Origin of the sequence: Microcystis sp. LE19-195.1E (assembly GCF_027532095.1) — a bacterium.
In the GTDB taxonomy this organism is placed as follows: Bacteria; Cyanobacteriota; Cyanobacteriia; order Cyanobacteriales; family Microcystaceae; genus Microcystis; species Microcystis aeruginosa.
Genome location: NZ_JAPZSZ010000334.1, coordinates 1 through 24,292 on the forward strand (window position 1 = coordinate 1; position 24,292 = coordinate 24,292).

Here is a 24,292-nt window from a genome sequence, read left to right on the forward strand (position 1 = left end):
GAGAATTTGAAAATAAAGAAGAACTGGAAAAAGTAGTCAATCAGCTTTTAAATGAAGGGGGATTGATTATTAAATGGAGTAGAAAACTTAAAAATAAGGGTAATGCTGTCAATGTAACTTAAATGCGTAAAAGCTTATCTATGAAATTACCACCGGTTCTCTCGTCAGTTATCCCCATCCCTACCGGGTGCTAGAATATTGCGAAAACACGGTTGAATTAGCCATAGAATCCTTTCATCTGCAAAATATACCCGGATGGGAGAATTTACCCGCTATTTCTCGGCAATGGTTAGGCGATCGCTCTTATCCTTTTATGATGCGTTTATTAACCTGTCATCCCCTCAATCTTCCCGTGAGTCTAGCGGAGGAATTAGCCCCAAAATTACGCAATTTTTGGGCAGATGTGGCCCAAGGTGACACAATCTTCGATTTTAGCGATTTTCCGCCCCTAGCACGCCGTTATTTCTACGCTTTCAGTGCCATCGATCCCCTCGGTAATCCTCATTTTATCGACAATCAAGCCGTAATTAGTTTCAAGCATCAGTTTAGTTATCAGCGCTCAAACTTTCTGCTGGAGATGGGAGAATAGCTGCAACAAATAATTAACTATAGCTTATAGTTATGGTACGCGGCCGCTATCTTGGCAGAAAATATCAAAAAAAATCAATAAAAATAAATGGAAGCACTTAAAAAGGAATTAAAAAAAATCGGTTCTCTTGCCCTCTTTTTTTTCTTGGCTTTCGGTTATATTCTTCTGATCATGAAATTATTTCTGGAAGAGTATTCGATTACCACCTACGTTTTGGGTAAAGCGATCTTAGGAGCGATCCTTGCGGCAAAAACCGTGGCCATTCTCGACGCAGCCATGAAGCTAGAATGGTTAGAAAATCGTCCCCGTTACGTTAGTGTTCTGTATCGAACCTTTGTTTATACCCTAGCAGCACTGATTCTCGGCTCGATCGAGGGTTTTCTGGAAGCTTATCGGGTAACGCGGGTGATTTCGGAGGCAATGGCCAAATTTTGGCAAAGGGAAAGTTTCTCTCAAATCCTTGCGGTTACTCTCTGTCTCGCAGTGGTTTTTTGTCTCCACAATCTCTGGCAAGAAATCGATCGCTATTGGGGTAAAGGCAAATTGAGAAAATTTTTTCTCGATCGCTCCTAGAGTAGAGCAGTTATCTTAATGGTGAGATAGCAAGTTTTCCTTTTGGGGAGTCGGGAGATAAGAGTCAGGGATTTAGGGAGATAGGGAGATAGGGAAATTTCAGCTAAATTCCCCACTACCCCCCACACCCCACACCCCACACCCCACACCCCACTACCCCAACACCCCACTTAAGAAGTATGTACGATCGCCCTATCTTTCGCGGGCAACCCCTGCTACGATAAAATACGGGTGAAAAATTGCTAATCCAAGGAGTACAGACGTGATTGAACCTTTAGTGCTAGGGATTGTCCTAGGCTTAATTCCCATTACCCTAGCGGGTTTGTTCGTTGCCGCCTATTTACAGTACAAACGGGGCAATCAATTCGGCTTAGACTAAATCTATCACGCCAATCCCCCGAATTAAGACAATCTCCCGTCAAGCTAGGCACTAGACGGGAGATTTTTCAACAGGACAGATTTGCCGCTTAACAGATTGTTGCTGCCGGCGTTGCCATCCCTGCAAAACTCATCTGTCTTATTGGGAAAGCGATCGCCTAAAACCAAGAGCTACACGGCTGTTAAACTAGGAAAACGAATAACGGTTTCCGTGTATTCGGGAACCCATCCGGCGGTACTGGTGAAGTAACGTACTGCTTTAACTCGTTTACTGGCAGTGAGGTGAAACCAGTGTTCGGTATGGGCGGGAACATTGATATATTCTTGAGGTTGAATAGTTAATTCCCCCTGAGAACCATCGGCAAAGACAAAGCCAAAAACTCCCTCCCCATCAATGATATAACGCACCTCATCGTCGGCGTGGGTGTGACAGCGCTCGAACTTTGCCAGTAAAGTGTCGAGATTGGGAATTTCAGGGTGTAAAACGATTAAATCTCTAGCTTGATAACCCGCTTCTTGTTTAAGTTGCTCAAAATAACCGTCTAAGCTGGTTAAAACTATTTCTTTTTCTTCTTCGGTGAGAGAAGCTTGCTTAAGTAGCTGACGGGTGGCCTCGTTTTCGATCGGCCAATAGTTTAAAGTGACATTTAATTTGGCCAATTCCAGACTAATATCGGCTAACTGGGTATAGGTTGTCCCATTCTCTAAGCGTAGTATCGCCATTAGTTATCATCCTCAAGATTACTTTTTCCATTTTAAAGTTTTCCGGGGGCAGGCCGCTCGATTTTTTGCCCCTCGATCCCTTGCCAGTTCCTAGTATTTTCTGCTCAAAAATGCTATTATGGTCTATATCTGGGGAATTAGCTCAGTTGGTAGAGCGCTGCGATCGCACCGCAGAGGTCAGGGATTCGAGTTCCCTATTCTCCATTTGCCAGAGATATTAACCGCTTTTCAAGCTTCAAGAAAGATTATGAACCAGTCTCAACTTCCCAAAAAGGCGTTACTTTTATTTCTGGGGAGAATAGCAGAGGATTACTGACAGAAAAGCTAAAGGATTTGACTTGTGGTGGTAATTTTCCTTGAAAAAATGCCATTAATTCCTGATCATTTCTTGGTAAGTGACTAAGGATAACTCCATTAGCTGAATTGTCTTGAACAAAGCGAAAATTGGCTTGAGTTCCATCGAGATAATTAACGTTAATTATCACGGGAGGGATTCTAAAGAGTTGTTTGACTATTTTACCCAACCAAGAATATTCAAATTTAACTTGAACACGAGTAATCCCACTATTACGAGTAGGTAATTCATAGACTTGATCCCAAGTAACATTAGTAGTCTCTCCTAGAGGGGTTGGAATGCAACGACTGACTTTTTGTTTTTCTAGAAGATAAAAGTTGGTTTTGATTGCGGGGACTTGGAAGGGCGAATTTACCGAGTCAAGTTGATAATTACAAACCACATAGGAAAAGGCTTTAGGTTCATCAAAAAAAGGATGTCTGCCATCAATAGCTTGAAAGTGATAAATCAGATAATCTCTGGGAGATTGAGATAAGCTTTGATAATTTAGTTCATCCAGTTTTTCTGTATAAGCAGAATAGGATTGAATAATCGGCCGCGGTTTCCAATTAAGCTGATTGCCCGGAATAAGTGAAAATTCCCAGGGAATTATATCAATAGTTTTGCCTTGCACTTTTTCCAGCACAGAATCGGGTATTTTGGTAGCGGTAGCAATGACTTGTAAATTTTGAGTTGTACTCCTTTCACCTCGCATTTCTAATTCTCTGGGATTAAGCATAGAGGAAATGACAACCCCAATATTATTAGCCACCCTATCGGGACTGAAATTACTCCACTGGCGAGCATTTTCCAGTATGGTTGAATTAGGACTAGAGGTGATAATAATACATCCCAAAAAAATTATTCCCCAAGCACAATAGGCAATCTTCTTAAACCGAGAGTTTTTAATAATTATTGTATAGAGAGAAGCTAAAACAATAACCACAAGTGTAAAAACAACAACGTGAGCATCTTGCCTAACAAATCCATGCTTAAATGATAAAAATATAGGAAAAATATAGGCAATAGCCAGACTAATTTTTTGGTCTATAATTGCCAGAGACATTAAAAGCAAACTTAAGGCAAAGCAGAGCAAGGCAATGAGTAAATGCTGGTAATTTCCTACAATACTCATCGCACTGGAATAACCAGAAGAAAATGCCCAAGAATTGCTCAAATATTCGATGAGAGAGGGAAAATTATCTAGATTAATTGTTTGGAGGAGAAGTAACCCATAAAGCCCATAAAATACTAACAGAGGTAACAAGTTAAGTAAGTGATTCTGGTTAAATAGAAGATAGATTTTGCCTTTGATCCCCCCTGCCCCCCTTAATAAGGGCGGTGCCGATGGGCGGCGGGATCTGACGATAAACCAGAGAGTTAAAGCCACTCCTCCAGCAATGCAAAGATTAACTATAATGTGAATAAAGGCTCGGTTATAAGAGGCTGGATAGAGAAAAATAAAGGCAATGGAAGGAATGCTTAAAGTTAAGTTAATACCAGCGAGAACATTTTTTATAACTATCGATGGTGACTTTTGAAAATATCCCCGAAAAATATTAACAAATATGTAGATAAACAGGCTTCCTGCTAGATAAATTCCTAAAGTTAGTTTGGTGAGTATAGAGAAACCAGTGATCATGCCAATAGCTATAGCCAAATAATTGATGTACTTTTGAAAAAAGTTATCAAAAGACATGAGTATCAAAAGGATAAATGTTATCTGATAATCAACAGTAAAGCCGATACTGTTGTAGGGATTTCCTACTAGGGTAGCAAAAATAATTGACAGCACAAAAACTATTTGATTGCTATAGTCCTTAATAAATAATAATCTGAGAATAACTACTGCTAATAGACAAAGGTGTATCAACCAGCGAAAATAGATAATTTGGGAAAAGTTGTGATTTAAAGATGTGCCATGAATCAGATAGCCTAGGGGTCCATAGGTGAAGATAATATCTTGGCCAAAAATTAACTGTTTATGGGCAGCATCACTAATAGCAAAAGCCCAAGAAGCATCTAAACCAATTTCTAGCCAATCAATAATAGGCAAATTTGCCAGAAAAAAGTAGGCGGTAATGATAATTAGTATTCCCTTGACGACTACAGGTGATTTGAAAGATTTTTTCTGCATAATTGTTCAGTTAAAAAATACCTTTTAATTCCTTTTCATAGGTGTGAATCCAATCAAAAATATCTTGGATTAATTTTCTACCGTCTCGCTGGGGTTGCCATCCAGTTATAGAACTGATTTTGCGAGAATCAGTGATAAAAATTGGCATATCTCCGGTGCGATTTTCGGGAATTGCCTCAATCATTATACTATTGCCCGTGATTTCCTGACATAGTTTTGTGGTTTCATAAAGGGACAAGGAAAAATCTTGCCCACCCCCCACATTAAAAGTCTGCCCTTTGAATTGTTCTAAATTAGCAATCTGAATATCGATTAAATCGAGTAAATCAGCTACATGAAGAAAATCTCTAACCTGTTTCCCCGTACCACCATAACCGATGTATTTTAAGGACTTCTGAAAGTAATGATTAGCTACCCAAAGGGCAAAAACTCCCTGATCAACTTTTCCCATTTGCCAAGGACCGGTTAAAACCCCACAGCGATTAATTAAAGTTCTTAATCCGTAGGCATCCCCATATTCATTGATAATCAATTCCGATGCTAACTTAGTAGAACCGTAGAGAGAACGGGGCAAATCTAAGGGAAATTGTTCACTGATACCAAAAGCAGAAACCCCGGGTAAATCTTGCTGTTCAGATAACTGAAAACGAGTATCTGTTTCTGTATAGTTTAATTGATTAAGATAGGCAATGGGATAAACTCTGCTGGTGGAGAGAAAAATAAAATCTGCTTGGGTTTGTCTAGCTAATTCTAAACAGTTAATCGTTCCAATTAAGTTTGTTTGCAAAACGTAGCCAGGGGAAGTATAACCAGCTAAAACGGAAGGTTCTGCCGAACATTCTAGGATTAAATCCACTGGCAAAGCGGATGCTTCTAAGTCTTCCGCATTTCTGACATCTCCATGAACAAACTCAATTCCCGCCTGTTTGAGACGGGGAATATTTAACTCGGAACCGCGACGTTTTAAGTTATCTAAGGCGATAATTTTCCAATCGGGATAACGTTGGGCTAATCCTAAACCTAAGGAACTGCCCACAAAACCCGCACCACCAGTAATTAACACTTGCCTAGTCATAATTGTACAATCTTGATTAGTATTTGTAGGTTACTTTGAATCACTGTATTGTCAGTAATTATCTAGGTTTGGTGGCTTTGACAAATAGCTGCCCACCCAAGAAATTCCAGAAAATAGGGAATTTTAAATAAATTTTGAGTAAGGTGGGTGAAGCGGGTCTTCCTTTCGTAGAAAATGGTAGAAAACGAGGAATTAAAGTATCGATTCTAAAACCAATTGTTTCCAATAACTCCTTTAAAGAAAGGTGAGTTATTGGTAGTTTATGATCGATAAAATCATAGTATTCTTTATAAGAATACTTAAAATTAGGTTGAATCACTAGAAGTGATCCGCCCGGTGTTAAAATGTCATAACAAAATCCCAAAACTTCGATTAATTCTTCCGCACTATTTAAATGCTCGAAAAAGTTGGAGATAAAAATTTTATCAAATCTTATATCAAGTTTTTGCTGCTCATTAATACTGAGAATATTGAGATTCAATACCGTTACATCAGGATTAGCAAAAACTTTTGCATCAGGATTAAGATCGATTAAGTATTTATTTTTAGAACGAATTTGATTAATAAATTCACAGTAACCTCCACCAATATCTAAAACTGTATCATTGACAGTAACATAATTTTGTAAAAAATTATTAACCAAAACTTTCCAAAGAGCTAATTTTGCTTTTCTTTCTTGAGGATTAAAGCGACTTTCGTAAAGTCTCTTTAAGTATTCCATTTGTCGGGTTACTTGCTCGTCTAACATGGTTTTAACCTCTGAATTTATTGGTTACTTTTATCTGATTTTTTGGACAGGTTTGCGCTTATAGTCGCCTCTAGAAAGGTGTTTTTCTAACCAGATAGAGAGAACTATAAATAAATAACGGCTACCCATTTCCTTGAGTTTTAACTTGGAAATACCCGTGGTACGATTGCGCCAAGTGATGGGAATTGTCGTGTAGGAATATCCTCGCACGATTGCTTTTAAGGGCATCTCTACTGTTAAGTTAAAATGGTGAGACAGTAGAGGTGAGATTCCTTCGATAACATCCTTACGATAGATTTTAAAGGCGTTAGTGGTATCATTAAATTTTAGCCCAAATAAAACTTGAATGAATAGATTAGCCAAACGATTAATGAATAACTTGTGCATGGGATAATCAATAACTTTTCCTCCTTTGATAAAACGGGAACCAAAAACGCAATCGTAGCCTTCTTGGAGTTTATAATAATAGTCCACCATGTTATCGGGAGAGTCGGAATTATCTGCCATTACTACTGCCACTGCATCCCCGCTAAAATTTTCTAATCCACAGCGTACCGCAAAACCAAAACCGTTGGGATAATAGTTATTGATGTAGCGAATCCGAGGATTTTCTTGGTTGATTTTTTGCAGAACTGCTTCGGTGTTATCTTTGCTATTGTCATTAACCACTAGGATTTCATAATCAATTTTATCCCGTTCTAAACGTTCGGATATTAAGTGAGTAGTGCTTTCGATGCAATCTTCTTCGTTGTAAGCAGGGATAATTATTGATAGGGTTTTTACCCCATGGTTATCCCTTGATTGACGTGGGTGAGAGTAACCGTCCATCTCGAAAGCTGGTGCTAATCCTTCGGGATAGTACATTTCTGTCTCATTAGTCTTATTCTTGGGTTTAAAAACTAGGCTATCACTGGCAACATAGTTAATACTGGCCCCCACTAAAACCCCAATCATTGTGTTGACTCCGGGGCTAATTCCCAACCAATTTAAGAAGGGAAATATCAAAAAAACTCGCAGTAAAATTGCTAAACCTGCCGAGAGATGATAGAGAGGAAGTTGTATCAAAATCACATCTCTGATTGTCCAATCTCCCCCAGTCCACACCCAGATTCTATAGATAAAGAAACTAGCAATTAAAGATATTTCTATCGAAATAACATTAGCAACATTCTTCAGAAATGGGGTATTAAATCCCAAGTCATCAATGAACCAATAAATTAGGAACAGGTTGATTAGAAATGCCACTCCCCCAGCAATGAGAAATCGGAAAACTTTATTGTTGTAGATTTTAGTTAACATAGGGAACTCAACTCAATATAAATGACAGATAATTATCTCTTATTTACTGTGTCTTGTTGTGTATACATCACAATGTTTATTAGAAAAAATTGGCTTATCCTTAAGATTGTATAAACTATTTAAATCTTTCTTTTGCTCTCGTTCATATCTTGTTTCATTACAAAAAATTATTCCCTCAATTTTATAGTTAGTTTTTGATAATTGATCGAGAGCATTTTCCTCTCTTTGATTATTTGATTGTCCATTAAACATTAAGGATCGGCGTTGGCTATAGTAAGGAATTAATGGATTCCAGTCACTACCATAAATTAAAATAACTCCATTGGTAGAAGTCCTATTTCTAACGCGTTCAGCAATTTCTAAATAATTAATTTCTAACTCATTTCTGTGGTTTATTTGAGGATACCAATAATCCCTGTATAAGTGAAATTGAGATAATAAGACTAAAGTTAATGTTAACCAACCTGCATAACGAAGAATTTGCTGATTTTTTTCTATCAATCCCACTAATACAAATCCAGCAGCCACAAGCAAAAATAAAGCATTAGCATAGGGATAATAGTTATGAACAAAATGGAGATTAGTAAAAATTGCTACCGTAACTATAAACAGTGATGTAGAAGCTAAAATAAATAACTTTCTTCTAGTAAAAAAGGGTAAAATTAACAGGACAATTAAGCTAACTATTGTTCCTCCAAAAACATCGTTTAGAGTCATATTTAGATAATTACTCCACCCAGACCAAGATAATTTTTGAGCGATAGTTCCAAAGTTCCAATCTCTCAAAGCTTTCGAGGTGATAAAATCTGCTGCCATGGGATTGAGTAGCTTTTGGGCATCGGCAAAGTTAACCCAAATTTTGGCTAGAAGGAAGGGTATGACGATAAATAAAACGACCGGTATCAATAAATCTCTCGCTAAGTTACGAGATGACTCCTTCTTAAACCAATTAGCACCTATCCAGACAGAAGCTAAAATTAAAAATCCAGCCATAGTCGTTACTTTAGTCAGACTGGCAGCGATTCCACAAAGACAGGCTAATAAGGCAATAATTGGCGATTTATAGCGAAAATAAACAGCAATACAGGCAAGGTAAGCTAAAGAGAAAAATAGGGCAGTTGATTCAATCATGAATGTTCGCGCCCAAAACAGATAAAGGGGACTGGCTAAAAATAAACTCAAAAACAGCCAACGGAAAGCTCTTGCTACTTGTAAATAAGATAGGATTACATATATAGGAATCAAACTTAAATAAAAGAAAAAAGCACTCACAAATCTACCAGTTTGGTCAATGGGAGTCTGAAAAAGCTTGACCAAAATTGCCACTATTCCTTGATAAAGCGGAAATTCCATCGGAATTGACCAAGGTGGTCCTAAAACAGGGGTTTCATAAGCTAACCAAGGACTGCCTTTGAGTAAATAAAAGACCGAGATGGCCGTTTGAGTTTGACGAAAAGCGTGGACATCTATCAAAGGATTATTCCAGCCCCTGCTAATCGCCCACAAACTATGGATTAAGCAAACTGCAAAAATTAACAATAATATTTTCTCAGTCCATGATTTAGAAGCAAGCATATCTGACTATCTCCAGTTTTTTAAACCCATAAGACGCACAGACCCAGATAGTTTTGACATAGTAATTCAATGCTATACTATAACCAACGGCTAACGTTTTGACTAAAAATCTCTTTGAGAATATCTGTTACTGTGTAGGTTAACTGCCAATCAGGATAATGATTTTTAAACTTACTCACATCAGAAATCCACCAGATATGATCACCAATACGATTGGTCTCTACATACTGCCAGTTTAACTTTTTATCCGCAATTGCTTCACATTCTTGAATAGCTTCTAACATGGAACAATTACTAAAGCGACTACCACCGATATTATAAACTTCTGCTACTCGCGGAGTTTGATAAAAATGATAGAAAGCATTGACGAGATCATAACTATGAATATTATCGCGTACCTGCTTACCCTTATACCCATAAATACTGTATTCTTTGCCAATCATCGTACATTTCATTAAGTAGGATAAAAACCCGTGTAATTGCGTTCCCGAATGACTTGGACCGGTTAAACAACCACCGCGAAAAGAGGCAGTTTTCATCTCAAAATAACGCCCGTATTCCTGTACCAACACATCCGCCGCCACTTTCGAGGCACCGAACAAAGAATGTTTACAAGCATCAATACTCATCAACTCGTCAATACCTTGAGCAAAATAAGGATGATTTTCCGAGATTTCCCAACGTAATTCTTTTTCTACTAAAGGCAATTCATTCGGTCTATCCCCGTAAACTTTATTGGTGGAACAGAAAATAAATACTGCTTGGGGACAGTGTTGACGAGTATTTTCTAATAATACTAAAGTTCCGTTAGCATTGACACTAAAATCCATATAGGGATCCTTAGCTGCCCAATCGTGGGAAGGTTGCGCCGCCGTATGGATAATTAAGGATATATCATGACTATAGGTTTTAAAGATAGCTGAAATCGCTTCATGATCGCGAATATCTACAGCATGGTGAATGTATTTATCACCGTAATCTTGGGATAATTTGGCTCGATTCCACTCCGTCGAAGCGTCTTCGCCAAAAAATACCTGACGCATATTATTATCGATACCGACAACGGTATAACCCCGATCACAAAAAAACCTCACTGATTCGGAACCGATTAAACCAGCAGAACCAGTTATTAGAACGATCGCCATAACTATATCCTGAATTTTTTGCCTAGTTGTTCAGAAATTTCTCAAGTTGAGAAAACTTTCTCCGACTTTACTAGATAGGTTCGCCTTTGTCAATTAAACAGGAGGAGATTCCCTTAACTGCGGCAATTCCCTGAAAAATGATCGTCTTATCCACTAGGGGTGATTTAATGGCCTTTTCTTGCCAGTAATCCCTAATTAAGTCCCCATCTCCCCCTGTTAAAATTATCCCGCTCTCTGGATATAAATTTAACCATTCCAGACTGAATTTTTCTATTCCCGCCAAAATTGTATAAATTATCCCACTTCTTATCCCTTCTGCTGTTTCTTTTGCCCACATCTGCGGTAATCTTTCCGATAAGGACACCTCTGGTAAGGCTGCCGTCCGTTCCCTTAAACTGGCTAATTGCACCCTTAACCCGGGTAAAATTGCTCCCCCCACTAGCTTTTTATCCCCATCCACCCCCGTAAAAGTTAAGGCTGTTCCCGCATCGATGACTAAACAGGGAAATCCATATTTTTTTCCCGCACCTAAGACAGCTAAAGCTCGATCGATGCCGAATGTCGGATATAAATCCAGTAAAGGAATATCTTTTAAAGTAATTCTCCGTAAATTGCCATAATTTGCCCACAATTCTTTTTGGCTAGGAACCACGGAGGCGACAATCAATGCACAGTTACATTTATTTGTCAAGAGTTTAGGGAAAATTTGTCGCAAAAATTCATTACTTAGGGGTTCGTTCAGGTGAGGAGTATCGAGACAAGCTAACAGGGTTTGACCGCAAAAATACCCCCAATGTAGCCGAGAATTGCCGATCATCAAACCGATCCAGTCAGTATCTTGCTCAGTCATTTAGTTAGTGGGAAGTGGGAAGTGGGGAGTGGGAAGTGGGGAAGTGGGGTGATGGGGAGAATAAATAAAAATAATCTCCTGACGACCGGCTCCTGACTCCTGACTACTGAGTCCTGTTGATCAAAGTAATTACCGTCACTTCGGGGGGACAAAAAAGACGACCGGGAAAATAGGTTCCTAAGCCTCGATTGACATATAATTGATTTTCCCCGACTCGGTGAAATCCCTCGGACCATTGCCAGTATCGGACTACTCTGCTAAACTGCCGGTGAAGGGGAACCCATTGACCATAGGGTTCGGGCAGCGATCGCCTAAGTTTCTCTAAAATTATCGGTAGGGAACCCATACCCGGGATAGTCACTTGACCTCCGTGGGTATGACCGGATAACTGCAAATCCACGCGCCAATCCCTTAAAACCATGGCTGTATCGGGATTGTGGGAAAGGACGAGTCTGGGTATATCGGGAGCAATTTGCTCGAGGATTTGCGGTAAAAATTCCCCAGACCAATAATCGGCCAATCCGACAATGGGAAAATTTTCGCCGTAGGGTGTGGCGATTTCATTCCAGAGTACCCGAATTCCCACGCCAGTTAAGGCTGCTCTGACCGTTTCCCTTGCGTGGGGAAGATAACTGTCATGATTTCCTAAACAAGCATAAATACCCCCTTGACTTTCGAGAGCTTTTATGCTATCCACCAGGGTAAAAATTGGCTGGGGACTATAGGTAATAAAGTCTCCCGTCAGGAAGATGAGATCGGGTTTTTCTTGATTAGTAATGGCGATCGCTTCTTGCAGGACAGCTACAGGCAAATGCTGTTCATCGCAGTGCAGATCTGACCACTGCACCAACTTGATCCCTTGCAGATGTGCCGGTAGGCCAGCAATTGCGATCGTTAATCTTTCTACCTGTAAGGATTCTAGCCAAAAGGGTCGCATCGGTGAGCCGTTGTCGGTGAGTAGTTACCGAAAAATTGGGTGTGTCAACAGTCTATCAATTCCCGATGGGGTTGTTGGGGGATGCTTCCGCAAACATCCCTCTTTTGACCATTAGCCTTGAAATTTACTGATAATTCTCTCCATAGCGGCCTCGACGTTGGCACGACTATTAAAAGCCGACAGCCGGAAATAACCCTCTCCGGCGGCCCCAAAGCCGGATCCGGGGGTCCCCACCACATTACAGGTATGTAGCAGTTTATCGAAGAAATCCCAACTCGATAGACCTTGGGGCGTTTTTACCCAAACGTAGGGCGCATTTACGCCACCATGGACTTCTAAACCGGCGGCGGTTAATTTTTCTCGGATAATTGTTGCATTTTGTAAATAAAACTTGACAAGTTCTTGTACTTGTGCTTGTCCTTCCGGGGAATAAACCGCCTCGGCCCCCCGTTGGACAATGTAGGAAACGCCGTTAAATTTGGTCGATTGCCGACGATTCCACAGTTTCCAGAGTTGCACATCACTGCCGTCGGCCGCTTTGGCCATCAGACTTTGGGGAACCACGGTTAAAGCGCAACGGGTCCCAGTAAAACCGGCATTTTTAGAAAAAGAGCGAAATTCGATCGCACATTGCCGCGCCCCCTCGATTTCGTAGATGGAATGGGGTAAACTGGCATCGGTGATAAAGGCCTCGTAGGCCGCATCAAAAAAGATAATCGATCCGTTGGCCCTAGCATAATTAACCCAAGCTGTCAAGTGTTCTTTGGTAGCCGTGGCCCCGGTGGGATTGTTGGGAAAACAGAGATAGATTAAATCGACTTTTTCCGCCGGAATCTGGGCAGTAAAGTTATTTTCGGCGGTAATTGGCAGATAAATTAAGCCCTCGTATTCGCCGCGGTCGTTGGCCTCTCCCGTGTGTCCGGCCATAACATTAGTATCAACGTAAACGGGATATACTGGGTCGGTCACGGCGATCGAGTTATTATCTCCAAAAATATCGAGAATATTGCCCGTATCGCACTTAGAACCGTCGGAAATAAAGATTTCATCGGCACTTATCTCACAACCGCGAGCCTGAAAATCATGGACGGCGATTTTCTCCCTTAACCAAGCATAACCCTGTTCGGGCCCGTAACCCTTAAAGCTAGAGCGATCGCCCATTTCCTCCACCGCTTTGATCATTGCCTCGCGACAAGCTAGGGGCAAAGGTTCGGTGACATCCCCAATCCCCAGACGGATAATATTAGCATCGGGATTAGCTGCCGCAAAAGCTTGGACTCGTCGGGCAATTTCTGGGAAAAGATAACCCGCTTTTAGTTTTAAGTAATTACTGTTAATGGTTGCCATAATTATTATTCTCGTTTCAGTCGCAACCTTTAATTCTATAATAGTCGGTCATCAGCCGTCAGTTTCGATCGCCCTCCTTCATGGACTGGGAGTGAGTGTAGGCGGTTGTCTTTCGATATACAATCAGAGAAAAACCTCTTAATAACTGACATTAGTATGGGTGAATCAAAACGTCGTCAATCGGCCCTGGGTGATAAGTATGGACAGGAAGAAAACATCCTGCCTTGGCTACCGATTACTAAAAGTCAAGCATCCCAAGCTTACAAGTTAACCACTAGGGGTGCCTGGATTGGTATAGGAGTTTTAGCTGGGGTTTGGGTAGTTATTCGCTTTGTCGGGCCGGCCTTCGGTTGGTGGAATGTCCAATAACTGGTTAAAGCTGCATCAGTTTGGGGGTTAGGGTTTTAGGGTTTTAGGGTGTTGGGGTTTTAGTTGAAATTCCCCACTTCCCCACTTCCCCACTTCCCCACTTCCCCACTTCCCCCAAAAAATTAATTTTGTTGGTTTGCCAAGATCTGGTCATCGATCGCCCAGTCTATTTCTTGCCGATCGCGACCGGAAGGGAGATAATCATTCTGGAAGGAGTCTGTTAAACCACTGACGAGATCATATTCGGGCTGCCAGTTTAACTCCAGGGTGGCCTTATTAATATCAGCGTAAAAATGTTGAACCCGCAGGGGGAAAGGTTTCTTTTTGCCGAAGTCAAATTTTTTGGGGTTATAGTTAACAATCTCGATTTCCTCGGCATTTTTCCCCATCGCTGCCGCGCAAGCTTTCGCTAAACCGTTAAAAGTTACATAGCGATCGCCAGAAATATTATACACTTGACCGATAGCCTGAGAATTACCCAATACTGCGGCCATGGCCTTGGCCAGATCGACAACGTGACCGAATTGGGTAAAATGTTCCCCATGACCGGGTATAGGAATAGGACGATTACGAACCAAACGGTCAAAAAACCAAGCTTCTAGGTCATTATAGTTCCCCGGTCCGTAGATATAAACCGGACGGATGGAAGTCCAGGGTAAACCCATCTCGCTTAAATAGTTTTCTGTCTCGTGTTTTCCCTTGTGGCGACTTTTGGGATCTAGTTTATCCCCTTCTTTATGGGGCATTTGGTCGGATTTTAGATAAACCCCCGCCGAGCTAACATAGACAAAATGCCCGATTCTTTCCCTAAAAATCTGGACGAGGGGCTGAGTATCACTTAATTCTCTGCCATTATTATCGAAAATTGCCTCAAAACTTTCATTTTTAAGCTTTTCTTTCAGTTGCGCTGGGTCAGTGCGATCGCCATGTATCTGTCGTACTCCAGCAACCGGAGCGGGTTTATTGCCACGATTGAATAATACTACTTCATGACCCTGTTCTACTAACACTTTAGTCAAAGAAACACCGATAAATCGGGTTCCACCCATAATTAAAATTTTCATAAGTCGCCATTGTCAATATCAAGGTTATATTATCCCTCGATCGGTGCAGTTTAAAAACTGTGCTTTTTAGGTTTGTGTCATCAATCCAGTCTTTTGGGGGGTTCTACCCCCCAAACCCCCCGTTGGGGACGCAAGCGCCGTCCCCAAACCCCTCGCGCATTAGCTTTTCGGTGGGATGCTTACACGCGGCTGTTCATACATTTGTAGCAGTTTAAGAGTGACTGATAATTGCTGATTATCGGTATTTCCGAAAATGTGAGATGCACCCAAACCGAGCGACTTTTAATGCAAGTTTTAAGTAAGCGCCAATTCAGACTTAAATTGTTGGCCAAGTTTCGGTAAAATAAAGGTAATTAGTCAACAGAGCAGCTCAAAATTATGACTTTAGCCAAGGTAAAAAATCTTTATGATCAAGATTTTGCTTTGTGGATAGAGAAGACGGTCAAACAATTAAAATCTGGGGATTTATCTCAAGTTGATTTGGAGAATTTGATCGAGGAGGTGGAATCTTTGGGAAGACGAGACAAAAGGGAACTAAAAAACCGTCTAGTCACATTATTTGAACAGGCTTTAAAACGGCGTTATCTTCCTTTTTCCGACTGTTATCGAGGTTGGGAAGTAACAATTAAACGCTGTCAATCGAAGTTAAAAGATATCCTGAAAGATTCTCCTAGTTTATGCAGTTTTTTGACGGATATTTGTGATGATTGTTATCAGGAAGCGGTGGAGAATATGCGAATCGAATATGATGCTATTTTTCCCGATGTTTATCCTTTTTATAAGGATATTGATGGCTTATTAAATCATAAGTTTTGGGAAAGTTAAAGTAACGTACAGAAAACGGGTTTCTCCGAGAAACCCGTTTTCTACTCATGCACTCATGCAAAAAGCGGAATAAATAATCAGTCTTTAATAACCGAATTTATTGTGATTTTCAAGAAATGAATTTAAGTTTAACAGGGAGAAAAATTATGACTTTAGCCAAGGTAAAAAATCTTTATAATCAAGATTTTGCTTTGTGGATAGAAGCAACCGTCAAACAATTAAAATCTGGGGATTTATCTCAAGTTGATTTAGAGAATTTGATCGAGGAGGTGGAGTCTTTGGGGAAAAGTCAACGCAAAGCGGTCGATAATTTTTTAACTCGTTTATTAGAACATTTATTAAAACGTTGTTATGTGGTTCTTCCCGATTGTTATCGAGGGTGGGAAATTGAAATTAGAAATTTTCGCAAGGAGTTGAAGAAGGAATTTAAGTATTCTCCTAGTTTGAAAAGGTTTATGATCGAGATTTTAGAAGAATGTTATCGAGAAGCTTTAGAAGCGGTGAAAGAGGATTATCCAGACTCTAATTTTCCCGATGTTTGTCCCTTTGCTGAGGATATTGATGGTTTATTAAATCATAAGTTTTGGCAGGATGAAAAATATGTCAAACCCTAATCTTTGGGGGGAATTGCCATCACTTGATTATCATTAATCACCAATTTACCGCCCAATTTTTCGATATTTTCCTTAGCTAACCTGCGGGTTTCTTCGTCTTGGCTATTTATCCAGACTAACATCCAAGCACCGACTCTAGGAGCGCGACTATCGGGATTAGTTTCTAAAAATTTTACTGTTCCCCTAGCGGATTTTTCGATAAATTCATTACCAGCAATTTTCGCCCAATCGGCGGCCATTTGATAGGATTTTTTCGCCGCGGGAATATCACCTAAAAATAATAGTTCATCCACTCCTTTATATAACCAAAGAAAATAGGCATCGGTGACATCAGGAGTGATTTTTGATAAACCTTTATTCATAATCTCAATGGTTCTTTCCGGTTTACCAGCATTCAGGGAAGAAGCGACAGACATCATCAAATAGGCGCGGACAAATTTGGGGTCATTTTTGGTGACAATTTCCATAAAATCGGGACTTAAACCGTAACCAGTTTCCCTACGAGCATCCCCATCGCCATAGTATTGTATAAACTGCAACATTGACCAATTGGCTAACATATTGTAAAAGCCAAAAGCTGGTATATTTTTTAATAACTCAACCTGAGCATTTTCTAGGCGAGACTCTTGACGATAATTTCTATCTAATAACTTTTCTTTGGTCAAGGTTTTCACCTTTTCCTGTTGCATTTCCACAATAGCCATGATTAGTCCACCGATGACGGCGACTAAACCAAGAGTTTTAAGTAACGATAGATTGAGAGATTTTTTTGCACCTACCATAGCTTTAAATAAAAGTCAATAATCAGTAACGTAAGTAGCTGGTTTTAATTAAATTAAAACATGGATTTTAGGTTCGATCCCCCCTGCCCCCCTTGATAAGGGGGGTGCCGATAGGCGGGGGGATCTCCCCTTTATCCCCCCTGCCCCCCTTGATAAGGGGGGTGCCGATAGGCGGGGGGATCTCCCCTTTATCCCCCCTTAATAAGTAGGGTTAATTCATGAATTAACCCTACCATCGCGGTTAATTCATGAATTAACCCTACGATGAATTAACCCTACGATGAATTAACCCTACGATGAATTAACCCTACGATGAATTAACCTACAAATCACGACCTTCATAATTATAACCATTTACTTATCAACAAAAATAAAAGATTTTTGGGGTTATTTTAATTAATTTCAATGCCATCAACACAGCTAAGAACACCGGCGGAATTACTGGTAGAAACATTATCTTCTAAAGGAGTTTCATCCTCACAAACAATACCGGTATAGGCCCCGGCTGCCGTTTGTCCGGCCGCTCCGGCATAATTTTTAATATCGTTATCAAATGGAGCCAAAGCATTCGCTCGATAGGCGGCTCCAAAAGCATTGGGAGTTCCTACTTCGCTGATATTATAGAATTTTAGGGAAATACTGGCAGCTTCCAGAGATAGTTCAGATAAAGTAGCAAAAGTCCCTTTTTCATAACGATAACCCTGTTGGGCGCGATTGATTAATCCCAGTGCTGCGCGCGCTTCTGCTTGCCTACCCTTAGCGATTTGTCCTAAGAGACTCGGTAAACTGATGGCAGCGAGAACCCCCAATAAAATCACCACTACTAACAATTCTATTAAAGTAAAACCCCTCGCTTTTTTTCCCTGTGATTTGATTGCTGAAAAAAGAAGGTATTTCATAGTTAGGCCCTGGCAATATTGACTATATTTTGGGTGTTGGGGTGTTCGGGTGTTGGGGTGGTCACTGCGTGCGCGTTGCGGGGGGTGTTGGGGTGTTCGGGTGTTGGGGTGTTGGGGTGTTGGGGTGTTGGGGTGTTAGGGTGTTGGGGTGTTGGGGTGTTCGGGTGTTAGGGTTTTAGGGTTTTAGTTGAAATTCCCCCACTTCCCCATTCCCCCACTTCCCCACTTCCCCACTTCCCCACTTCCCCACTTCCCCACTTCCCCACTTCCCCACTTCCCCACTTCCCCAAACCCCAGTCATCAGTAAGGGGACTGGGGTTTGGGTTTTAGTGAAGATTTTTCTTAATCCCTATCCCCTATCCCCTAATCCCTATTCCCTGTTCTTTAAATTGCCGCAGACAGATATAATCATCTCTATCTACCTAAGAATGATCCCTCGATCGAGACCCTAATTCTCAAAACCTAATCATTATTTAACCTGACTCTCAAAACTTATGCATCGTATTGCTCCCCAAGCGGGTGGTTGGACAGCAGATACCGAAGGGGTGATTATTATTGACCAAAATCCGGCCCCGATTGTTCTCCTCACCATGGCCGATACCGATATTCAAACTCTAGCGGCAGCTATCGACCATCTACCCGATAATTTTCCCGCAATTCGCGCCCTGAATTTATCGCAGTTACAGCAGCAATACAGTATCGATAACTATGGGGACAAGGTACTATCCCAAGCAAGAGTAATTATTCTTCGCTTATTGGGGGGACGGGGGAGTTGGTCCTACGGATTGGAAGTAGTTAAGGAAATTGTCGAGGAAACCAGTGCGACTTTATTTGTCCTCCCGGGAGAGGATAAACCGGATTTAGAGTTGATGAGTCATTCCACTGCTTCCCTGACTACTGTTAACCAGTTATGGTGCTATTTCACGGAAGCAGGGATAGATAACTGGATTAATGCTGCTAAATTTATCGCGCATACCTGTCTCCATCTCGACTATCCTCCCTCTCCTCCTAGGGTTGTCCCTAGGTTGGGAATCTATTCCCAGACAACCCTATCCCAACCCCAAGCACGGACTTGGATACTTTTCTATCGTTCCCATTATCTCGCGGGTAATACCAAAGCTATCGATGCTTTAATCAGCGCTTTCACCCAAAGAAATATTGAAACTGTCCCTATCTTTCTCTCCTCTCTCCGGGAAATTGAAGTGCAAGAGGAACTATTAACCCTCTTTTCCCAGCATCCCCCAGACTTAATTCTCGATACCACTAGCTTCTCTATCCAACGACCGGAAGACAAACAAAATCATCACTTCTGGCAGTCTCTCAATAAACCCATCTTCCAAGTTATCCTCAGCAGCAGCAGTTTAGAAGCTTATCAACAGGGTTATCAAGGTCTTTCCCCCCGGGATGTGGCCATGAATATCGCTTTACCGGAAATGGATGGCAAAATTATCACCCGCGCTATTTCCTTTAAATCTGTCCTCACCCGACATCCCAAACTAGAAACGGAAATAGTTATCTATCAACCCCTCCCCCACCGGGTTGATTTTGTCGCTGATTTAACCGCAAACTATTGTCAACTCTCCTCCCTTCCCAACTCCCAGAAAAAAATTGCTCTCATTTTCCCCAACTATCCCAATAAGGATGGTCGTATCGCTAACGGAGTCGGTTTAGATACTCCCGCTAGTGGTCTGGAAATTCTTCGCGCATTACAAACCCAAGGTTATACCCTCACCGACCTACCCGACCATAGCGATGAATTAATGCGATTGCTTATTTCCGGTATCACTAATGACTTGGAGACAAGGGAATTAAAACCTATCTATCAATCTCTCTCCCTAGAAGCATATCTAGATTATTTCTCCTCCCTTCCCCCCGATAATCAAAGCGCTATGCTTGACCGTTGGGGACATCCGGACAGGGATTTTCCTATCCCCGGCATCCAGTTAGGTAATGTCTTTATCGGTATTCAACCTTCTCGCGGTTACGACCTTGACCCGACTCTTAATTATCATTCCCCCGACCTCGAACCTACCCACAGCTATCTCGCTTTTTACCATTGGTTACGACAGGAATTCCAGGTCACTGCTGTAATTAATCTCGGTAAACACGGCAATTTAGAATGGCTACCCGGGAAAAGTCTCGCTCTTTCTCCCAATTGTTATCCCGAAATTGCTTTCTCGTCGCTGCCGAATTTTTATCCTTTTATTGTCAATGACCCCGGAGAAGGTTGCAGCGCTAAAAGACGTTCCCAAGCTGTTATCATCGACCATCTCACCCCCCCAATGACGCGAGCGGAATTGTATGGGGATTGGGAAAAGTTAGAGTCTCTCATCGATGAATATTATCAGGCAGAATCTCTTGATCCTTCTCGTTTAGCTCTGATTCGCGAGCGGATTAACGACCTGGTGGCGAAAACTAATCTCGATCGAGAGCTAGGCACGATCTCGCGTAGCGAGCGCGTTGCGACCAGCACTTCCTTTAGTCAATTTCTCACCCTCGTGGATGGTTATCTCTGTGAACTCAAGGAAGCACAAATCCGCGACGGTTTACATATCTTCGGTCAATGTCCCCAGGGTCAGCAGTTAATTGATTTAATCCAATCGATCGCTCGTTCTCCTAGTCCCGACCGCCCTGGTTTAACCCGTTCGATCGCCCTTGACCTCCATCTCGACTGCGACCCCCTGACGGAATATAACGATACTACTACCTATCTGGAAAGTCTCGCTCAGGATTTAATTAGCCAGAAAATTGAACCTCTAGGCGAAAATACGGCAAAAGAATTGGTTTGGCTAGAAAATCAGTTAATTCCTGCTTTAAAACAAACCCCCGATGAACTTACCTATCTCTTAAAAGGTCTCACTGGCCAATACGTCCCCAGTGGTGCTTCCGGCGCTCCTACCCGCGGCCGTCCCGATGTTCTCCCCACCGGCAGAAATTTCTATTCCGTCGATACCCGCGCAATCCCCACAGAAACCGCGTGGGAAGTGGGAAGAAAGGCCGCAGAGGCACTAATTGAACGTTATACCCAAGAAAATGGCGAATATCCCCGCACTTTGGCGATTTCTATCTGGGGAACTTCGACGATGAGAAATAGTGGCGAAGATGTGGCCGAAGCCATGGCTTTACTGGGAATTCGTCCCCTTTGGGATGGTTTTTTCCGTCGGGTGGTCGGGTTTGAAATCCTTACCCCGTCTAGCTTAGGCCGTCCTCGCATTGATGTGACTGTTCGGGTATCGGGCTTTTTTAGGGACAGTTTCCCCAGCATACTACATCTTCTTAATTCTGGCATAAATGCGGTAGCTTGTCAAGAGGAAGAAGAAAAAATTAATCCTTTAGCGGCGAAAGTGAAGACAGAGAGGGAGTTTTGGCTAAGTCAGGGCTTAGGAGAAAAAGAGGCGAAACTGAGAGCTACTGCCAGAATCTTTGGCTGCAAACCGGGTGCTTACGGGGCCGGTTTACAGGGGTTAATCGAGTCACAAAACTGGCAAAATGATCAAGACTTAGCTAATGCTTATATTAACTGGAGTTGTTATGCATATAATAGTCAAGGAACTGCCCATTCTTTACCGGAAGTATTAAGAAATAGACTGCAAGAATTAGAGATAGTGCTGCACAATCAGGACAATCGGGAACACGATATTTTCGACTCCGATGACTACTATCAATTTCAAGGCGGCTTAACTGCCAGTGTCCGGGCTTTAACCGGCAAAAATCCCGTCACCTATTTTGGTGATCATTCCCGACCGGAAAATCCCCGCATCAGAACCCTAGAGGAAGAAATTCGCCGGGTTTACCGTTCGCGAGTGGTTAATCCCAAATGGATAGCGGGAGTGATGCGACACGGCTATAAAGGCGCTTTCGAGATGGCTGCGACCGTAGATTATATTTTTGCCTATTCTGCCACTACTCATCTAGTGGAGGATTTTATCTATCAGGGAGTAGCCGAAGCTTATTTATTTGACGAGAAGGTACAACAATTTATTCAGGAGAAAAACCCCTGGGCATTGCGAGATATGGCCGAAAGATTATTAGAAGCTCAACAACGGGGATTATGGACGCAGGTGGACCAGAAAACCTTAGATCGATTGAGAGCAATTGTCCACGAGGCCGAAGGGGCGATCGAATCGGGTCAGTAATTAGACCTCTGGCAAAAATCAAAAATCTGACCTTAGGTGAGGAGTCAGTAGCCAGTAGTCAGTAGTCAGGAGAATTAAGAATGAGCATTAATCAATTAAATGCTCTATCTAAGGATTTTATGCAATTTTATGCCTATTTTTCTCATTTTTGAACTCTCAAAAATTAATTAGGCAAGAACTCTATTAATAACCGCTCTAGAATCAGTCTATACTATATATTCTCCGGGGAGAAATTGCTCAGATTACTTTAGTAATGAGAAACGGGACTAAATAATGGCCGGAATTGAGGGATTGAGGATTAAAAATTATCGAGCGCTCAAGGATATAACTCTGGGCAAGTTATGGAACGCCAATTCAGACTTAAATCGGCCTAATCTTTTTGACTTGCCCATCAATTTCTCAAGCTTTCCTTTAGGATTAATTGAGCAATACTGAAATAAATAAAAATTCCTAAAACATCAACCACTGTGGTAATAAAAGGAGCAGACATTAAAGCAGGATCAAATCCCATTTTGTTAAAGACAAAAGGTAATGCTGTACCTGTTGTTGCTGCAATAATTGAGATAGCAATTAAACTAATTCCCACTATAAAACCAATCTCTGGTTTACCTAAGAATACAAAAATCATGGCAATCACAATGACGGCTAAAATGATTCCTAATAATCCCCCTGTTATTAACTCTTTCACAATAATTGAAAACGGTTTTTTATCTCTTAATTCATCGGTACTTAATCCCCTAATAACAACGGTCGATGACTGTGCACCGATATTTCCCCCTGCATCAATTAATAATGGCGTAAAAAAGGCTAAGGCAACTACTTCTTCTAATACTTCCTCAAAATTACTCATTAAAAAAACTGTTCCAGAATTCGTGATTAATAAAATTAATAACCATGGTATTCGTTTTTTTGTGATTTTATACAAGCCCAATTTAAAGTAATTTTGATCATCAGATTCCGTGTTAATTGCTCCCATTCTATAAATATCTTCAGTTGCTTCTTCCTCTAAAATGTCGATGACATCATCTACCGTAACTACCCCTAATAAGTTTTCATCTTTATCAACAATTGGCAAGGCTAATAAATCATAGCGTTGAATCAATTTAGCGACTTCTTCTTGGTCGGTATCGGTATAAGCATAAATAATATTTCTGTTCATAATTTCTGAAATTATGGCTTCTGGTTTAGCAACAATTAAATCTTTTAAAGATAAGGTTCCTTGTAATCTCTTGTTATTATCTGTCACATAGATATAGTAAGCCACTTCAATTTTATCGGCTAAATTTCTGATTTTAGCTTGGGCTTCATTAGCGGTAATAGTTTCTTTAACATAGATATATTTCGGGGTCATAATTCGCCCTGCTGTATCAGCAGAATACCCGAACAATAAAGCATTTAACTCTCTTTCTTCAGGGGATAATTGAGCCACTAAAGTCCTCGCTAATTGAGGAGGTAACTCATCAAATAACTTGACTCGATCATCAGGAGACATATTATTAATAATTTCATTTGCTTCCGCATTTTTAAATTTTTCGATTAATAAATATTGGGTATTTCTATCTAAATGTTCATAAACGTCAATGGCTTGAGATTTATTTAAAAGTCGGAAAGCAATGATTTGTAGGGTTTTAGGTAAGTCCGCAATCGCTTCTGCTATATCCACGGAAGCGACGGGAATTAATAGAGTTTTAGCTGCGTCATAATTTTGGGCTTCTAAAAAAATGAGTAACTGATTTGTGATAACATCTCTTAGGTCACTCTTAGAGCCTTTGGGAAAGTTGATTTCAGTGTTATTCATAATTGATAATTGGGTAAGGTAACTAAAAAGGGAAGCTCGAAAAATTGATGGAGGATACAAAAGGATTGTAAGCGAAGAAAGTAGAGTGGCACAAG

Annotated in this window: 20 protein-coding genes, 1 tRNA gene and 2 pseudogenes; 9 read left to right on the plus strand and 14 right to left on the minus strand. The window is 41.0% G+C overall.

Going from position 1 to position 24,292, the window contains the following annotated elements:
• The 4 genes and pseudogenes from O9300_RS17960 to petG form a co-directional block, all read left to right on the plus strand.
• Positions 1 to 122 (plus strand): annotated as a pseudogene (locus O9300_RS17960) (IS630 family transposase); the annotation flags it as partial.
• Positions 123 to 136: 14 nt separating this feature from the next.
• Positions 137 to 589 (plus strand): annotated as a pseudogene (locus O9300_RS17965) (metallophosphoesterase); the annotation flags it as partial.
• 87 nt (positions 590 to 676) lie between these two features.
• Positions 677 to 1,162 (plus strand): hypothetical protein, encoded by a 486-nt coding sequence (locus O9300_RS17970; protein ID WP_039899815.1) that lies wholly within the window; start codon positions 677 to 679, stop codon positions 1,160 to 1,162.
• Between the two features lie 262 nt (positions 1,163 to 1,424).
• A complete protein-coding gene (petG, locus tag O9300_RS17975) occupies positions 1,425 to 1,541 on the plus strand; it encodes a cytochrome b6-f complex subunit V (protein ID WP_002738052.1) in 117 nt (38 codons plus the stop codon).
• A gap of 170 nt (positions 1,542 to 1,711) precedes the next feature.
• Here the strand turns inward: petG and O9300_RS17980 are convergent, their stop codons facing one another.
• Positions 1,712 to 2,263 (minus strand): 1,2-dihydroxy-3-keto-5-methylthiopentene dioxygenase, encoded by a 552-nt coding sequence (locus O9300_RS17980; protein WP_287973123.1) that lies wholly within the window; start codon positions 2,261 to 2,263, stop codon positions 1,712 to 1,714.
• A gap of 131 nt (positions 2,264 to 2,394) precedes the next feature.
• On the opposite strand from O9300_RS17980, the gene O9300_RS17985 reads away from it, so the two are divergent.
• Positions 2,395 to 2,467 (plus strand) — tRNA-Ala (locus O9300_RS17985).
• A 41-nt stretch (positions 2,468 to 2,508) separates the two neighbouring features.
• On the opposite strand, the gene O9300_RS17990 is transcribed toward O9300_RS17985, so the two are convergent.
• The 9 genes from O9300_RS17990 to O9300_RS18030 all read right to left on the minus strand — a co-directional run bounded on the left by O9300_RS17990 (position 2,509) and on the right by O9300_RS18030 (position 13,710).
• Complete coding sequence (locus O9300_RS17990) at positions 2,509 to 4,734, minus strand: hypothetical protein (protein WP_287973125.1); 2,226 nt, start codon at positions 4,732 to 4,734, stop codon at positions 2,509 to 2,511.
• Between the two features lie 10 nt (positions 4,735 to 4,744).
• Positions 4,745 to 5,809 carry an NAD-dependent epimerase/dehydratase family protein gene (locus tag O9300_RS17995; RefSeq protein WP_287973127.1) on the minus strand — a complete coding sequence of 355 codons (1,065 nt, stop codon included), beginning with the start codon at positions 5,807 to 5,809 and terminating at the stop codon, positions 4,745 to 4,747.
• Positions 5,810 to 5,867: 58 nt separating this feature from the next.
• Positions 5,868 to 6,557 carry a class I SAM-dependent methyltransferase gene (locus O9300_RS18000; protein WP_002756283.1) on the minus strand — a complete coding sequence of 230 codons (690 nt, stop codon included), beginning with the start codon at positions 6,555 to 6,557 and terminating at the stop codon, positions 5,868 to 5,870.
• 30 nt (positions 6,558 to 6,587) lie between these two features.
• A complete protein-coding gene (locus tag O9300_RS18005; protein WP_287973129.1) occupies positions 6,588 to 7,856 on the minus strand; it encodes a glycosyltransferase in 1,269 nt (422 codons plus the stop codon).
• A 39-nt stretch (positions 7,857 to 7,895) separates the two neighbouring features.
• Positions 7,896 to 9,431 carry an ArnT family glycosyltransferase gene (locus tag O9300_RS18010; protein ID WP_287973130.1) on the minus strand — a complete coding sequence of 512 codons (1,536 nt, stop codon included), beginning with the start codon at positions 9,429 to 9,431 and terminating at the stop codon, positions 7,896 to 7,898.
• Positions 9,432 to 9,508: 77 nt separating this feature from the next.
• Entirely contained in the window at positions 9,509 to 10,576 is a 1,068-nt protein-coding gene (locus tag O9300_RS18015; protein WP_287973132.1) for an NAD-dependent epimerase/dehydratase family protein, read from the minus strand.
• A 70-nt stretch (positions 10,577 to 10,646) separates the two neighbouring features.
• Positions 10,647 to 11,426, minus strand: a complete 780-nt coding sequence (locus O9300_RS18020) for a pantothenate kinase (RefSeq protein WP_287973133.1) — start codon at positions 11,424 to 11,426, stop codon at positions 10,647 to 10,649.
• A gap of 103 nt (positions 11,427 to 11,529) precedes the next feature.
• The gene (locus O9300_RS18025; protein ID WP_287973134.1) at positions 11,530 to 12,363 is read right to left on the minus strand and encodes a metallophosphoesterase; all 834 of its coding nucleotides are present in this window, start codon (positions 12,361 to 12,363) and stop codon (positions 11,530 to 11,532) included.
• A 111-nt stretch (positions 12,364 to 12,474) separates the two neighbouring features.
• On the minus strand, positions 12,475 to 13,710 hold the full coding sequence (locus tag O9300_RS18030) for an LL-diaminopimelate aminotransferase (protein WP_287973136.1): 1,236 nt from the start codon (positions 13,708 to 13,710) through the stop codon (positions 12,475 to 12,477).
• 156 nt (positions 13,711 to 13,866) lie between these two features.
• Here O9300_RS18030 and O9300_RS18035 point away from each other — a divergent pair, with 156 nt between their 5' ends.
• Positions 13,867 to 14,079 carry a DUF2839 domain-containing protein gene (locus O9300_RS18035; RefSeq protein WP_002759416.1) on the plus strand — a complete coding sequence of 71 codons (213 nt, stop codon included), beginning with the start codon at positions 13,867 to 13,869 and terminating at the stop codon, positions 14,077 to 14,079.
• Positions 14,080 to 14,201: 122 nt separating this feature from the next.
• On the opposite strand, the gene O9300_RS18040 is transcribed toward O9300_RS18035, so the two are convergent.
• A complete protein-coding gene (locus O9300_RS18040; RefSeq protein ID WP_190722230.1) occupies positions 14,202 to 15,143 on the minus strand; it encodes an NAD-dependent epimerase/dehydratase family protein in 942 nt (313 codons plus the stop codon).
• A gap of 378 nt (positions 15,144 to 15,521) precedes the next feature.
• On the opposite strand from O9300_RS18040, the gene O9300_RS18045 reads away from it, so the two are divergent.
• Entirely contained in the window at positions 15,522 to 15,968 is a 447-nt protein-coding gene (locus O9300_RS18045; RefSeq protein ID WP_287973137.1) for a DUF29 domain-containing protein, read from the plus strand.
• A gap of 146 nt (positions 15,969 to 16,114) precedes the next feature.
• Positions 16,115 to 16,582, plus strand: coding sequence for a DUF29 domain-containing protein (locus O9300_RS18050; RefSeq protein WP_287973138.1), 468 nt, complete (start codon positions 16,115 to 16,117; stop codon positions 16,580 to 16,582).
• On the opposite strand, the gene O9300_RS18055 is transcribed toward O9300_RS18050, so the two are convergent.
• Together O9300_RS18055 and O9300_RS18060 are read right to left on the minus strand one after the other, a co-directional pair.
• Positions 16,579 to 17,364 (minus strand): hypothetical protein, encoded by a 786-nt coding sequence (locus tag O9300_RS18055; protein ID WP_287973141.1) that lies wholly within the window; start codon positions 17,362 to 17,364, stop codon positions 16,579 to 16,581. The two genes, O9300_RS18050 and O9300_RS18055, sit on opposite strands and share 4 nt — an antisense overlap.
• A gap of 392 nt (positions 17,365 to 17,756) precedes the next feature.
• Complete coding sequence (locus O9300_RS18060; protein ID WP_287973144.1) at positions 17,757 to 18,263, minus strand: type IV pilin-like G/H family protein; 507 nt, start codon at positions 18,261 to 18,263, stop codon at positions 17,757 to 17,759.
• 494 nt (positions 18,264 to 18,757) lie between these two features.
• On the opposite strand from O9300_RS18060, the gene cobN reads away from it, so the two are divergent.
• A complete protein-coding gene (gene cobN / locus O9300_RS18065; RefSeq protein ID WP_287973145.1) occupies positions 18,758 to 22,399 on the plus strand; it encodes a cobaltochelatase subunit CobN in 3,642 nt (1,213 codons plus the stop codon).
• A 391-nt stretch (positions 22,400 to 22,790) separates the two neighbouring features.
• Here cobN and mgtE read toward each other — a convergent pair whose 3' ends face one another.
• Positions 22,791 to 24,197: a magnesium transporter gene (mgtE, locus tag O9300_RS18070; RefSeq protein WP_287973147.1), complete on the minus strand. Its 1,407-nt coding sequence runs from the start codon at positions 24,195 to 24,197 to the stop codon at positions 22,791 to 22,793.
• Between the last annotated feature and the right edge of the window lie 95 nt (positions 24,198 to 24,292).

Excerpts from the sequence above, each read along its gene's own strand:
- O9300_RS18015 (WP_287973132.1), bottom strand. The coding sequence starts at position 10,576 with ATGGCGATCGTTCTAATAACTGGTTCTGCTGGTTTAATCGGTTCCGAA.
- O9300_RS17995 (WP_287973127.1), bottom strand. The coding sequence starts at position 5,809 with ATGACTAGGCAAGTGTTAATTACTGGTGGTGCGGGTTTTGTGGGCAGT.
- O9300_RS18005 (WP_287973129.1), bottom strand. The coding sequence starts at position 7,856 with ATGTTAACTAAAATCTACAACAATAAAGTTTTCCGATTTCTCATTGCT.
- O9300_RS18040 (WP_190722230.1), bottom strand. The coding sequence starts at position 15,143 with ATGAAAATTTTAATTATGGGTGGAACCCGATTTATCGGTGTTTCTTTG.
- O9300_RS18050 (WP_287973138.1), top strand. The coding sequence starts at position 16,115 with ATGACTTTAGCCAAGGTAAAAAATCTTTATAATCAAGATTTTGCTTTG.
- O9300_RS18055 (WP_287973141.1), bottom strand. The coding sequence starts at position 17,364 with ATGGTAGGTGCAAAAAAATCTCTCAATCTATCGTTACTTAAAACTCTT.
- O9300_RS18000 (WP_002756283.1), bottom strand. The coding sequence starts at position 6,557 with ATGTTAGACGAGCAAGTAACCCGACAAATGGAATACTTAAAGAGACTT.
- cobN (WP_287973145.1), top strand. The coding sequence starts at position 18,758 with ATGCATCGTATTGCTCCCCAAGCGGGTGGTTGGACAGCAGATACCGAA.
- O9300_RS17970 (WP_039899815.1), top strand. The coding sequence starts at position 677 with ATGGAAGCACTTAAAAAGGAATTAAAAAAAATCGGTTCTCTTGCCCTC.
- O9300_RS18060 (WP_287973144.1), bottom strand. The coding sequence starts at position 18,263 with ATGAAATACCTTCTTTTTTCAGCAATCAAATCACAGGGAAAAAAAGCG.
- O9300_RS17980 (WP_287973123.1), bottom strand. The coding sequence starts at position 2,263 with ATGGCGATACTACGCTTAGAGAATGGGACAACCTATACCCAGTTAGCC.
- O9300_RS18025 (WP_287973134.1), bottom strand. The coding sequence starts at position 12,363 with ATGCGACCCTTTTGGCTAGAATCCTTACAGGTAGAAAGATTAACGATC.
- O9300_RS18030 (WP_287973136.1), bottom strand. The coding sequence starts at position 13,710 with ATGGCAACCATTAACAGTAATTACTTAAAACTAAAAGCGGGTTATCTT.
- mgtE (WP_287973147.1), bottom strand. The coding sequence starts at position 24,197 with ATGAATAACACTGAAATCAACTTTCCCAAAGGCTCTAAGAGTGACCTA.
- O9300_RS17990 (WP_287973125.1), bottom strand. The coding sequence starts at position 4,734 with ATGCAGAAAAAATCTTTCAAATCACCTGTAGTCGTCAAGGGAATACTA.
- O9300_RS18035 (WP_002759416.1), top strand. The coding sequence starts at position 13,867 with ATGGGTGAATCAAAACGTCGTCAATCGGCCCTGGGTGATAAGTATGGA.
- O9300_RS18010 (WP_287973130.1), bottom strand. The coding sequence starts at position 9,431 with ATGCTTGCTTCTAAATCATGGACTGAGAAAATATTATTGTTAATTTTT.
- O9300_RS18020 (WP_287973133.1), bottom strand. The coding sequence starts at position 11,426 with ATGACTGAGCAAGATACTGACTGGATCGGTTTGATGATCGGCAATTCT.
- O9300_RS18045 (WP_287973137.1), top strand. The coding sequence starts at position 15,522 with ATGACTTTAGCCAAGGTAAAAAATCTTTATGATCAAGATTTTGCTTTG.